Below are 12,087 nucleotides of genomic sequence, written 5' to 3'. Positions count from 1 at the left end.
CGATAGCATGGCCGGTTTTCCGGGGCAATCGCGCCCCGGATTTTCCGGTCGAACTGGGGGTTTACAACAGCACGCGCTCGATCCCGCCATTCCCTACGCGGGTGAGGTAGTTCGTCATCCAGTTCTCGCCCAGCAGTTTTTTCGCCAGTTCGATCACGATGTAATCCGGCTCGGTATTCGTGTCGTCGCTGTAGCGCGCCAGTCCTTGCAGGCACGACGGGCAGCTGGTCAGGAGTTTGACCGGCTGGCTGCCGGTGGCCAGTGCGGCGACCCCGGCGCGGATTTCCTCTTCCTTGCGGAAGCGGATCTGGGTGGAAATGTCCGGGCGGCTGACGGCGAGGGTGCCGGATTCGCCGCAGCAGCGGTCGGACAGGTGCACGCCGCCGCCCAATAGCGCGTTGGCGACTTTCATCGGCGCGTGGGTTTTCATCGGCGTGTGGCAGGGGTCGTGGAAGAGGTATTTCTCGCCGCTTACGTTGTCGAGCTTGACGCCTTTTTCCATCAGGTATTCGTGGATGTCGAGCAGGCGGCAGCCGGGGAAGATCTTCTCGAATTCGTACTTCAGGAGCTGGTCCATGCAGGTGCCGCACGACACCAGGACAGTCTTGATATCGAGGTAGTTGAGCGTGTTGGCGACGCGGTGGAACAGCACGCGGTTGGCGGCGGTGATCGCTTCGCCCTTGTCGGCCTGGCCGCCCGCGGTTTGCGGATAGCCGCAGCACAGGTAGCCGGGCGGGAGCACGGTCTGGGCGCCGAGCTCGAACAGCATGGCCTGGGTGGCGAGCCCCACCTGCGAGAACAGGCGCTCCGAACCGCAGCCAGGAAAATAGAACACCGCGTCGGAATCGTCGGACAGCTTGGCGGGGTTGCGCAGGATGGGGACGATGGATGGGTCTTCCAGACCCAGCAGCGCGCGCGAGGTCTTTTTCGGCAGCCCGCCTGGCATCGGCTTGTTGACCAGATGGATCACCTGCGCGACGAGCTTCGGCCGGCCCAGCGTGGCGGGCGGGTGCTGGGTCTGCGCCTGGATCAGGCCCATGCGCTTGAAGAGTTGGTTCCCCAGTCGCTGGCTGGCGTAGCCCCATTCGATCAGCGGTTTCCTCAGCGCCTTGATGGTGGCGGGATCGGTGGCGTTGAGGAAGGCCATCGACGCCCAGGTGCCGGGATTGAATTTCTTCTTGCCCTGCTTGCGCAGCATGTTGCGCATGGCGATCGAGACGTCGCCGAAGTCGATGTCGACCGGGCAGGGGTTCTTGCACTTGTGGCAGATGGTGCAGTGGTCGGCGACGTCGCCGAACTCGTCGAAGTGCTTCAGGGATGTGCCGCGCCGGGTCTGCTCCTCGTACAGGAAGGCCTCGATCAGCAGCGAGGTGGCGAGGATCTTGTTGCGCGGGCTGTACAGAAGGTTGGCGCGCGGGATATGGGTGTTGCACACGGGCTTGCACTTGCCGCAGCGCAGGCAGTCCTTGATCGAGTCGGCGATGGCCCCGGTCTCGGAGGCTTCGAGAATGATCGATTCGGCTTCCAGCAGGCTGAATGAGGGCGTGTAGGCATTGTGCAGATCTCCGCCGGGCAGCAGCTTGCCCTTATTGAAATGATGCTCGGGATCGACTTTCTTTTTGTATTCGGCAAAGGTCGCGATGGTCGCAGCGTCGAGAAACTCCAGCTTGGTCAACCCGATACCGTGTTCGCCCGAAATCACCCCGCCGAGCTCGGTCGCCAGCGCCATGATGCGCGCCACTGCCGCATTGGCCGCCTGCAGCATGGCGTAGTCGTCGGAGTTGACCGGGATGTTGGTGTGTACGTTGCCGTCGCCGGCGTGCATGTGCAATGCCACGAACACGCGGCTTTTCAATACCGCCTTGTGGATGCGGTCGCAGGACTCGAGCACCTTGGTGTACTCGCGGCCGATGAAGAGCTGATGCAGTTCGCGCTTCACCTCGCGCTTCCATGACGCGCGGATATGCTTGTCGCGCAGGGCAGTGAACACGGTGCCGCTCTCGTGCGGCGCATCGAGATCGGCCAGATAGCCTGCCCAGCGGGCACGCACAGCAGCGATGAGAGTGCGTGCCTGGGCCTGCTTTTCGTCCACCTGCAGCGGATCGGCGACGGTATCGTCGTCCTCCAGCAGCGGCAGCGGTGCCGCGAAGAATTCGGCCAGGGCGTCGAGCAGCTTCAGCTTGTTGGTGATCGACAGCTCGATGTTGATGCGCTCGATGCCATCGGTGTAATCGCCCAGCCGCGGCAGCGGAATCACCACGTCCTCGTTGATCTTGAACGCGTTGGTGTGCGCCGCGATCGCCGCGGTACGGGCGCGGTCGAGCCAGAAGATCTTGCGGGTTTCGGGCGTTACCGCGATGAAGCCTTCGCCGCCGCGCGCGTTGGCGATGCGCACGATGTGCGAGGCGGCTTCGCCCACCGCGACTTCGTCGTCCGAGACGACGTCGATCAGCAGCACCATGTTTGGCCGCGCAGCCCGCGGCGCCTTGGTGGCGTAACCGACCGCCTTGACGTAGCGTGCGTCGAGATGCTCCAGCCCGGCGAGCAGGATGGCGGGATGCGCATCGCAATACTCTTTCACCTCGACGATTGCCGGGGTGGCCTCGGCGGCATTGCCGAAGAACTCCAGGCACACGGTACGCGTATGCGCGGGCAGCCGGTGCAGGATGAAGCGCGCCGACGTGATCAGGCCGTCGCAGCCTTCCTTCTGGATGCCGGGCAGGCCGGCGAGGAACTTGTCGGTGACGTCCTTGCCGAGTCCGGTCTTGCGGAAGCGGCTGCCGGGAATGGTGAGGATCTCCGGCGAGCCTTTCGGCGTCTTGCCGTCGGCGGCAAAATGACGGATTTCGAAGGTTGCCGAGGGCGCGTCGTGGATCTTGCCGAGGTTGTGGTTGAGCCGGCTCACTTCGATCCAGTTGGCGTCGGGCGTAACCATCCTCCATGACACCAGATTGTCGAGCGCGGTACCCCACAGCACGGCCTTCTTGCCGCCTGCGTTCATCGACACGTTGCCGCCGATGGTTGAGGCGTCGGCGGACGTCGGATCGACCGCGAACACCAGGCCGGCGGCATCGGCCGCTTCCATCACCCGCTTGGTCACGACGCCGGCGCCGCAATGAATGGTGGGCACTTCGAATTCGCAGCCGGGCAGGTACTGCAGTTCCACCGCACTCATCGTTTCGAGCTTTTCGGTGTTGATGACGGCCGCATGTTCGGTGAGCGGTACCGCGCCGCCGGTATAGCCGGTGCCGCCGCCGCGCGGAATGACGGTCAAGCCCAGTTCGATCAACCCGGCCACCAGTCCGGCCATCTCGGCTTCGGTGTCCGGCGTCAACACCACGAAAGGATATTCCACGCGCCAGTCGGTCGCGTCAGTGACATGCGAGACGCGCGCAAGGCCGTCGAACGCGATGTTGTCGCGTCGGGTCACGCCGGCCAGGCGGCGCAGGATGCGCGCCCGCAGGCTGGCGGTGTCGGCAAACCAGGCCTCGAATTCGCGTACCGCGCGCTCCGCCGCCGCCAGTAGCTGTCCCACCAGTTCGTTGCCTTGTCGTCGCACTTCGATTTCGTGCAGGCGATGACGCAATGCGTCGATCAGCATCTGCCGCCGTTTGGGGTTGTCGAGCAGGTCGTCTTCCAGATAGGGGTTGCGCCGAACCACCCAGATATCGCCCAGCACCTCGAACAACATGCGCGCCGAACGCCCTGTCTTGCGTTCGCCGCGCAGGGTGTTGAGTACGCCCCATGCTTCGGCACCGAGCAGGCGGATGACGATTTCACGGTCTGAAAACGAAGTGTAGTTGTAGGGGATTTCGCGCAGGCGTGCGGTCATGCTGGATTGGACTCGGGCATCGCCGGGGCGGAGCCGAATCGATCTGCTTCAAAGCCGATATTTTACGGGATATGGATGGGTTCGGGCAGCCGGGGGATGGGCGAACCGCGCCATCCTTGCCCGCGTCGGGGACTTCAGCTTTCGCCGGAAAAGCCGATAACCGAATAAGGGAAAAGGATTCGGTCGCCTGACCTTGTAGAGGAGATTGACTTGCGGTTTGGTTTGGGCATCAAGCTCATGGGCTATGTCATGGTTGGCGTATTGGTCACGTCGGCCGTCATCGGCGTGATTCGCGTTCAGAGCGAACGCGCCTCGCTCAGCGAGCTGATCGGCAAGGCGGGTCAAAGCGTCGCCAACGCCACCGCCTCCGGGGCGGCCTCCCTGATAGCCGGATACGATTATGGCAATCTGGAAATGCTCGCTGCCAACGTTGCCCGGCAAATCAATGTGATCCGCGTCACCATCCGCAACCGGGATGGACGCATCATGGCCCAGTCCGAGGTAGACGATGCCCGGACCCACCAGCGTTTCGAGGCCCCCGTCGTATTCAATGGCCAGACCATTGGCGCCGTGACCGTCGATGTCTCGACCGATGCGCTGGAACGAGCGCTGGCTGCGCTCTATTGGCGAGTGTTTGTCGAACAGGCCGTTTTTGGCGCCATACTTGGGTTGATCGTCTATTTGTTTACTGCGCGCGGCATTGTTTCGCCGATCCGCAAGCTGACGACGGCCATGGAAGAGGCGGCGGAAAAGGGCGATTCCTACGTCGCCCGTTATCTGGAGGTCAGAAGCGGTGACGAGATTGGCCGGCTGGTGTCGGTGTTCAATACCCTGAACACATCTCTTGCCAGTTACCACGACAAGTTGCAAAGCAAGATCAATTTTGCGAATCAGGAACTGCGGGACAAGAACATCCAGCTGGGCGGGCGCACTCGTGAGCTCGAGCATGCGCTCGACTTGCTCAGCACCATGGCCACGACCGACTGGCTGACCGAATTGCCGAATCGCCGCAAATTCGATGAGACCCTGTCGCGGATGTTCCATCAATCCGAACGTTATGCGGAAGACATCACCCTGGTACTGTTCGACATTGATCATTTCAAACTGATCAACGACAGCCATGGCCACGGCGCCGGGGACGAGATCCTCCGCGAAATCGGCACCCTCATGCGTCTGCACGTCCGAAAGTCCGATCTGCCTGCGCGCCTCGGAGGAGACGAGTTCGGCATTGTCTTGTATCACACCAACGCCGAGCAGGCTGAAATGTTCGTCGAGATTCTGCTGGAAGGCGTCCGTGCGCACCGCTTTCAATACGAAGACAAGCAGTTGAGCATCAGCCTGAGCGTCGGGATTGCCCAGTGCGACGATTCCATGAAAACGCCGCAGGCCCTCTACTATGCGGCCGACAAGGCACTTTACCAGGCGAAGCACAGCGGACGGGACTGTTACAGCGTGTACGATGGTACCGACGCATTGCCTTTACGAGGGAGAGAATCAGCATGAAACCGAAACAGGGAATGGCGCAGGCCGTACTGGCCGCGCTTCTTGTGGGCGCGATGCATTCACTCGCCTGGGCTGCGCCAAAACAGCATGCGCCAACTGGTCAGGTAACCATGGGCTCGGTGGCCATGGACATTCCGGTCGAGATGATCAAGCGCATGAGCGCGCTGACGAACTATCTTGCGCTGAGCACCGATCTCAATATCCGCTTCCGGCCGTCGCCCAATCTGGGGTCGGCCGTGGAAGAGCTGGGTACGGGGCAGACGCAGATCGCCTATCTCACGCCGGTAGCCTACATCGAGGCGCGCAGGAAATACGGGGTGATCCCGCTGGTTGCACCGACTATTCAGGGCCGCCCGTATTTTTCGCTGGTCATTGGCGTAAAAGCAGGTTCCGGCATTACCACCCCGGTAGACCTCAAGGGCAAGCGCTTTGCCTTTGGCGATGAAAAGGCCTTGTTGCAAAGGGCATCAGTCGAGTCGATGGGTGTGAAGATGGCTGATTTTTCCCGCTTCGCCTATCTCAAGCATTACGACAATATCGCCAAGGCGGTGCTGGCAGGGGATTTCGACGGCGGCATCCTGAAAGACTCCGTTGCCGACGATTTCAAGAATGAGGGCATTGTCGTGATCGGCAGCACGCCCTCCTTGCCGTCGTATATCTTTGCCGTGAATCCGGGCATGCCTGTGGCCGTGCGCAACAAGCTGCGCGATGCCTTGCTGGCGCTGAAGAAAACCACCCCTGACGGAAGCGCCACGCTGGAAGCGTTCGATCGTACCTACGACGGTTTTGCTGTCGTCGACGACCAGGCTTACGATCCGGTGCGCAAACTGATCCAGCCCTACCAGAAATAGACGGCCGGATTACCGGAACAGGCGCCGGGTTACCGTCACGCCGCCCAGGACCATCCCTCCGGCCACGATACCGGCCAGCGCATTGAGCAGTAGCGGCGTCATGGCAGCCAGTCCGCTTCCGATGGCCGGCACGGCGTGCGCAGCCTGGGCGAGGGCGGGCAGGATGCCGTGCGTGCCCGGCAGGCCGTGGACCAGGATGCCGCCGCCGACGAGAAACATCGCCGCCGTACCGAGCACGGAAAGACTTTTCATCAGATACGGGGCGACGCGCAGAATGCCGCGTCCGATGCTGCGCTGCATGCCGGCGAAGCCGCTGCCGCTGCGCCGGCTGAGGTAGAGCCCGGCATCGTCGAGCTTGACGATGCCGGCCACCAGCCCGTATACCCCGATGGTCATCAGAATGGCGATGCCGGCAAGTACGGCAACCTGAGTGCCGAACGACGCGGTCGCGACGGTGCCCAGGGTAATGACGATGATTTCGGCAGACAGGATGAAATCGGTGCGTACGGCCCCTTTGATCTTGTCGCGCTCGAACTCGGCCAGGTCGACGGCCGGGTTGGCCAGCGCTTGTGCGAGTTCGGCTTTGTGCGCGTTATCCTGGTCGTGACCGGACAGGAATTTGTGTGCCAGTTTCTCGAAGCCCTCGTAGCAGAGAAAGGCCCCGCCCAGCATCAGGATCGGCATGATGAGCCACGGCGCCAGGGCGCTGATGACGAGCGCCGCCGGCACCAGGATGAGCTTGTTTCTGAGCGAGCCCTTGAATACGGCCCATACGACAGGCAATTCGCGTTCGGCGCGTACCCCGGAGACTTGCTCCGCGTTCAGCGCCAGATCGTCGCCGAGCACGCCCGTGGTTTTCTTGGCGGCGACCTTGGTCAGCAATGCCACATCGTCTAGGAGGGTGGCGATGTCGTCGATGAGGGCAAGCAGGCTGGTTCCGGCCATGGGGCGCCTCAGTCGCCCAACTGGATGGTTCCGGCCTTTTCAGCCGCGGCAAAATCCAGCATTTTCTGGATCGACAGCCGGGCGCGGGCGCGGATGGATTCCTCGATATGGATTTCGTTGCCACCTGTTTCCAGCACGTCGGCGAGCTTCCGCAAGCCGTTCATCGCCATCCAGGGACAGTGTGCACACGAGGTACAGGTCGCGCCTTCTCCGGCGGTCGGCGCTTCCAGCAGGATCTTGCCCGGGGCGGCGGCGTGCATCTTGTGGAAGATGCCGTTGTCGGTGGCGACGATGAATTCCGGGTTGGGCAGGGTGCGCACCGCCTCGATTAGCTGGGTGGTCGAACCGACCACGTCGGCCAGCGCAATCACCGATTCGGGCGACTCGGGATGTACCAGCACCGCCGCGTTCGGGTGTTCCGATCGCAGTTTCCTGAGCGCCTCGGCCTTGAACGCCTCGTGCACGACGCACGAGCCCTGCCACAACAGCATGTCGGCGCCGCTGATGCGCCGCACGTAGTCGCCCAGGTGGCGATCCGGCGCCCACAACAGCTTGTGGCCCTGCTGGTGCAGGTATTTGACGATCTTGACGGCGATGCCGGAGGTGACCACCCAGTCGGCGCGTGCCTTCACCGCCGCGCTGGTGTTGGCGTAGACGACCGATATCCGGTCGGGGTGGGCATCGCAAAAGGCGGCGAATTCGTCCGCCGGGCAGGCCAGATCGAGCGAGCAGTCGGCCGCGAGGTCGGGCATGATGACGCGCTTTTCCGGGTTGAGGATCTTGGCGGTTTCGCCCATGAACTTGACCCCGGCGACGATCAGCGTTTTTGCCGGATGCGCGTGGCCGAAGCGCGCCATTTCCAGCGAGTCGGACACGCAGCCGCCGGTTTCCTCGGCCAGATCCTGCAGGTCGGCCGAGGTGTAGTAGTGCGCGACCAGTACCGCATCCTGTTGCTTCATCAGCGCCTTGATGCGGGATTTGAGCGCGTCGCGCTCCTCGGCGCCCAGGACTTCTTCCACCATGGGCGGGGGCTGGATCACGGGTTTGACCGGGACAGGGAAAACGGAACTCATCGGGCGACTCGGACATCAGGAGCGGAAGTGCCAAGTATAGCCGCGCGTGTGCGGCGTTTTCACTTGGCAGCCTCCGGGTTTTTCTGGAGCAGGCCGGGGCTTATGCCTTATCCTTGCGTCCCATGCAGCAACTGCTCCTGGATATCCGGCCGCCCGCCCAACCCGAACTCGCCCGTTTCGTGGTGGGGCGCAACGTCGAGTTGATGGCGCAGTTGCAGACCATGCTGGAGGGGACTGCGGCCGAACGCATGGTCTATATATGGGGCGCGCCGGGCAGCGGCAAGAGCTATCTGCTGGCAGCCTGGGCACATGCCTGCCGGGCACACGGGATGACGGTGGAGCTCACTGGGCAGCAGGCTGCGCAGGCCGTGATCGCGGATCAGGTGGAGAGCTGGAACGATGCGCAGCAGCATGCCGGATTCGCCGCGTTCAACCGCGTTCGCGAAGCGGGCGGTCTGTGGTTGGCGGCGGGGAATGTGGCACCGGCCGAACTGCCGGTGATGCCGGAATTACAGACCCGTCTGGGTTGGGGCCTGGTATTCCAGTTGCATGGCCTGGACGATGCCGAGAAGCGCGCAGCCTTGAGCCAGCATGCCGAAACCCTGGGGTTTCGGCTCGAACCCCAAGTGGCCGACTATCTGTTGAATCACACCGCGCGGGATATGCAGAGTCTGTTGCGGGTGCTGGAGGCGCTCGATCGATTCAGCCTGGAGGCGCGTCGCCCGATTACGCTGCCGCTGCTGCGGCAGTTGCTTTTGAATCAGGCTTGACTCTGGTTCTGCGCCTGTTGTTCGGCGATGTCCTTGTGGACCTGCGCCATGTCCAGTCCCATTACTTGTTCGATCAGCGAGTCCAGCGCGTTGGCGGGCAGCGAGCCGGCTTCGGAATAGAGAATGACCTGTTCGCGAAACACCATCAGCGTGGGGATGGAGCGGATCTGGAAGTAGCCGGCCAGCTCCTGCTCGACCTCGGTATTGACCTTGGCGAACACGATATTGGCGTGTTTGTCGGACGCGGCTTCGAAAATCGGGGCAAATCCACGGCAGGGGCCGCACCAGGGGGCCCAGAAGTCGACGACGACGACGTCGTTGCCGTTGATGGTGGATTCGAAGTTGTCCTTGGTGAGTTCGATGACGGCCATGCTGAATTCCCGCAATGTTGTAATTGAAGACGCCCGGCAGGGGTCTGGAAATAAAAAGGCGCGAGGACGAACCTTCGCGCCTAGTGCCACCCTATCACGGATGGTGGACCTCCGACAATGCGGAGGCGGCTTATCGGGCAGTGGGCTGATCAACCCCTGCCCCGGTCCAGTCGAAGCCGACTGGCCTGAATCTATTTGGCAAAAGCCTGGTTGAACAGGCTGCGTTTGTGCTCGGCGGGCTGCGAGCTCCGCACCATGTTCTGGCTATGCTTCAGATTGCCGCGCACTTCCGCGCGGTTCACCGCCATGATCAGTTCGGTGGCCAGCACCCGGGCTTGATGCGGGGTGAGGTTGAGTTCGCACCCGTGTGCCTCCAGGGTCACGACGACACGGTCACGGCCATGCGCATCTTCCTTCAGGGCGATGTCCAGCGCGTTGCCGGGTTCCAGTTCGATCATTTCTATCTCTCCTTGTCTTTCCTGTACAAGGACTTCAGCAGGGTTCATGCCAATCTCCCGTGTTGTCTGATGGCGCTGGAAGCCGCATTAAACCAAGGGGGTTTGACGGCCTGACGAAGCTTCGTCAGCGCGGTACGCGATTCGTCAATTCCAGGCTTGTTTTGGAGGAAAGGGGACGGTAGCGTTCGGAAATGGGTGTGGCATGCGAAACAAACGCGGCATGGGGGAGTCAACCTGCAATGGACTGTAAGGATGCCCGACCTGGTCCGACTGTCAGGGTAGCCCCTTTTATATTGATAGGACTCCGTCATGCCGCCGCGCCCATCCTGCGATATTCTGCCGTCCGAAATCACGCCGCCCGAAATCTACCGGGAACGCCGCCGCTTCATGCAGGGCATGGGCGCGCTGGCGGCGAGTGCCGCCCTGGGGGTCGCCCCTGATGCACAGGCCGGTACCAGGCTGGCGGGTGTACGCAGCAGCGCCTACACGCTGGACGACGAGAAAACCCCTTACAAGGCGGTCACGACCTACAACAACTTCTATGAATTCGGCACCGACAAGAGCGATCCGTCCGACCATGCCGGCAGCCTGAAAACGCGTCCGTGGACGGTGACGGTCGAGGGCGAGGCGAGTAAACCGGGCGTTTACGACATCGATTCGCTGTTGAAGCTGGCGCCGCTGGAGGAACGCATCTACCGGATGCGTTGTGTGGAAGGATGGTCGATGGTGATCCCTTGGGTGGGGTTTCCTTTGAGCGAGCTCATTCGCCGCGCTGCGCCGACCGGCAAGGCCAAATATGTCGAATTCGTCAGCTTGAACGACCCCAGGCAGATGCCGGGGCAGCGTTCGGGCGTACTGGACTGGCCGTATGTCGAAGGCTTGCGGCTGGATGAAGCGATGCACCCGCTGACGATACTGGCTGTCGGGCTCTATGGTGAAGTGCTGCCCAATCAGAATGGTGCGCCGATCCGGCTGGTGGTGCCGTGGAAGTATGGATTCAAGAGTGCCAAGTCCATTGTCAGGATCCGTTTCGTCGAGAAACAGCCGTTGACGGCATGGATGCGCGCGGCGCCGCAGGAGTATGGCTTCTATTCCAACGTGAATCCGCATGTCGACCATCCCCGCTGGAGCCAGGCGAAGGAACGCCGTATCGGCGAATTCCTGAAACGCGACACGCTGATGTTCAATGGTTACGGCGCCCAGGTGGCGCAACTGTATCGCGGCATGGATCTGCAGAGGTTTTTTTGATGGGCGCGATTCTGCGTAATCCGAAGTGTTGGCTGTTTGCCGTCTGTCTGCTGCCCCTGGCGCGGCTGTTCGTGCTCGGTTCCGGTGGCGGCTTGGGCGCAAATCCGATCGAGTTCATCACCCATTCAACCGGTACCTGGACGCTGGTCGGGCTGCTGGTGACACTATCGGTCACCCCGTTGCGGCGGCTGACCGGGCGGGCCGATCTCATCCGTTACCGCCGCATGCTGGGTTTATTTGCCTTTTTTTACGCCATCCTGCATTTCGTGACTTACCTATGGCTGGATCAGTTCTTCGATTTCGCGAGTATCGCAAAGGACATCGTCAAGCGCCCTTTCATTACAGTCGGCTTCGCTGCTTTCGTGCTGCTCATTCCGCTCGCCGTCACCTCGACCCGCGTCATGATGCGTCGTCTAGGCCGCCGCTGGCAGCCGTTGCACCGTTTGGTCTATCTGATCGCTTTGCTGGGGGTGATCCACTACGTGTGGCTGGTGAAGAAAGACCTGACGCAGCCCTTGATGTTCGGCGCGGTGCTGGTCCTGTTGCTGGCCATGCGCCTGCCATGGAGCAGGAACGCGCTGCATGCCGTGCGGAACCGATTGGCAGTTGCCAGATGAGACAGCAACGCCTGCGTGAAGAGTCGGTGGGGACCGTGTAGGAACTGAAGCGCGGACTCGCGCGGCGCGCAAATAAAAAAACGGGGGACATGCCCCCGTTTCAGATTGGGCAGTGCCCGACCTGTTAGAGCCCGAAAGGCTTGATGACCGGTACCGCCGGTGCGGGGGCAGGCGCAGGAGCCGGCGCAGGTTTGGCGGCAGGAGCCGCTTTCTTCGCAACAGGCTTCTTGGCCGGGGCCGCTTTTTTGGCTGCCGGTTTGGCAGCAGGCTTTTTGGCTGCCGGCTTGGCGGCGGCTTTCTTGGCTGCGGGCTTGGCTGCCGGCTTCTTGGCGACGACCTTTTTAGCCGGTGCCGCCTTTTTGGCTGCCGGCTTGGCGGCGGCTTTCCTGGCTACGGGCTTGGCTGCCGGTTTTTTGGCG

At 62.1% G+C, this 12,087-nt stretch carries 11 protein-coding genes; 5 read left to right on the top strand and 6 right to left on the bottom strand.

Features of this window, described 5'->3' with window-relative positions:
* Nucleotides 1-61: 61 nt before the first annotated feature.
* The gene (locus ABT23_RS07765; RefSeq protein WP_296633408.1) at nt 62-3,832 is read right to left on the bottom strand and encodes a DUF3683 domain-containing protein; all 3,771 of its coding nucleotides are present in this window, start codon (nt 3,830-3,832) and stop codon (nt 62-64) included.
* 222 nt (nt 3,833-4,054) lie between these two features.
* Between ABT23_RS07765 and ABT23_RS07760 the strand changes: the two genes are divergently transcribed.
* Nucleotides 4,055-5,335, top strand: coding sequence for a sensor domain-containing diguanylate cyclase (locus ABT23_RS07760; protein WP_296633407.1), 1,281 nt, complete (start codon nt 4,055-4,057; stop codon nt 5,333-5,335).
* Entirely contained in the window at nt 5,332-6,186 is an 855-nt protein-coding gene (locus tag ABT23_RS07755; RefSeq protein WP_296633406.1) for a PhnD/SsuA/transferrin family substrate-binding protein, read from the top strand. Before ABT23_RS07760 ends, ABT23_RS07755 begins: the two co-directional genes overlap by 4 nt.
* 9 nt (nt 6,187-6,195) lie before the next feature.
* Here ABT23_RS07755 and ABT23_RS07750 read toward each other — a convergent pair whose 3' ends face one another.
* On the bottom strand, nt 6,196-7,131 hold the full coding sequence (locus ABT23_RS07750) for a DUF808 domain-containing protein (RefSeq protein ID WP_296633405.1): 936 nt from the start codon (nt 7,129-7,131) through the stop codon (nt 6,196-6,198).
* A gap of 8 nt (nt 7,132-7,139) precedes the next feature.
* Nucleotides 7,140-8,153, bottom strand: coding sequence for a quinolinate synthase NadA (gene nadA, locus ABT23_RS07745; RefSeq protein WP_366366368.1), 1,014 nt, complete (start codon nt 8,151-8,153; stop codon nt 7,140-7,142).
* Between the two features lie 173 nt (nt 8,154-8,326).
* Between nadA and hda the strand changes: the two genes are divergently transcribed.
* Complete coding sequence (gene hda / locus ABT23_RS07740; protein WP_296633403.1) at nt 8,327-8,974, top strand: DnaA regulatory inactivator Hda; 648 nt, start codon at nt 8,327-8,329, stop codon at nt 8,972-8,974.
* Here the strand turns inward: hda and trxA are convergent.
* The gene (gene trxA, locus ABT23_RS07735) at nt 8,965-9,345 is read right to left on the bottom strand and encodes a thioredoxin (protein WP_296633402.1); all 381 of its coding nucleotides are present in this window, start codon (nt 9,343-9,345) and stop codon (nt 8,965-8,967) included. The two genes, hda and trxA, sit on opposite strands and share 10 nt — an antisense overlap.
* Before the next feature lie 191 nt (nt 9,346-9,536).
* Nucleotides 9,537-9,803: a hypothetical protein gene (locus tag ABT23_RS07730; protein ID WP_018509043.1), complete on the bottom strand. Its 267-nt coding sequence runs from the start codon at nt 9,801-9,803 to the stop codon at nt 9,537-9,539.
* Nucleotides 9,804-10,112: 309 nt separating this feature from the next.
* Here ABT23_RS07730 and msrP point away from each other — a divergent pair, with 309 nt between their 5' ends.
* Nucleotides 10,113-11,051, top strand: a complete 939-nt coding sequence (msrP, locus tag ABT23_RS07725; RefSeq protein WP_296633401.1) for a protein-methionine-sulfoxide reductase catalytic subunit MsrP — start codon at nt 10,113-10,115, stop codon at nt 11,049-11,051.
* Entirely contained in the window at nt 11,051-11,668 is a 618-nt protein-coding gene (locus tag ABT23_RS07720) for a protein-methionine-sulfoxide reductase heme-binding subunit MsrQ (RefSeq protein WP_296633400.1), read from the top strand. Before msrP ends, ABT23_RS07720 begins: the two co-directional genes overlap by 1 nt.
* 124 nt (nt 11,669-11,792) lie before the next feature.
* Here the strand turns inward: ABT23_RS07720 and ABT23_RS07715 are convergent.
* On the bottom strand, nt 11,793-12,087 hold a 295-nt coding region (locus ABT23_RS07715), incomplete at its 5' end, for a hypothetical protein (RefSeq protein ID WP_296633399.1).

The sequence above is a fragment of the Thiobacillus sp. SCN 63-57 genome (assembly GCF_001725555.1).
GTDB lineage: Bacteria > Pseudomonadota > Gammaproteobacteria > Burkholderiales > Thiobacillaceae > Thiobacillus.
Note: the sequence above shows the minus strand (reverse complement) of the source record. Positions and strands in the feature narration are given on the sequence as shown.

What these genes read in the sequence shown, in the direction of transcription:
- msrP (WP_296633401.1), top strand. Translation starts at nt 10,113, where the DNA reads ATGCCGCCGCGCCCATCCTGCGATATTCTGCCGTCCGAAATCACGCCG.
- trxA (WP_296633402.1), bottom strand. Translation starts at nt 9,345, where the DNA reads ATGGCCGTCATCGAACTCACCAAGGACAACTTCGAATCCACCATCAAC.
- ABT23_RS07765 (WP_296633408.1), bottom strand. Translation starts at nt 3,832, where the DNA reads ATGACCGCACGCCTGCGCGAAATCCCCTACAACTACACTTCGTTTTCA.
- ABT23_RS07730 (WP_018509043.1), bottom strand. Translation starts at nt 9,803, where the DNA reads ATGATCGAACTGGAACCCGGCAACGCGCTGGACATCGCCCTGAAGGAA.
- ABT23_RS07750 (WP_296633405.1), bottom strand. Translation starts at nt 7,131, where the DNA reads ATGGCCGGAACCAGCCTGCTTGCCCTCATCGACGACATCGCCACCCTC.
- ABT23_RS07755 (WP_296633406.1), top strand. Translation starts at nt 5,332, where the DNA reads ATGAAACCGAAACAGGGAATGGCGCAGGCCGTACTGGCCGCGCTTCTT.
- ABT23_RS07720 (WP_296633400.1), top strand. Translation starts at nt 11,051, where the DNA reads ATGGGCGCGATTCTGCGTAATCCGAAGTGTTGGCTGTTTGCCGTCTGT.
- nadA (WP_366366368.1), bottom strand. Translation starts at nt 8,153, where the DNA reads ATGGTGGAAGAAGTCCTGGGCGCCGAGGAGCGCGACGCGCTCAAATCC.
- hda (WP_296633403.1), top strand. Translation starts at nt 8,327, where the DNA reads ATGCAGCAACTGCTCCTGGATATCCGGCCGCCCGCCCAACCCGAACTC.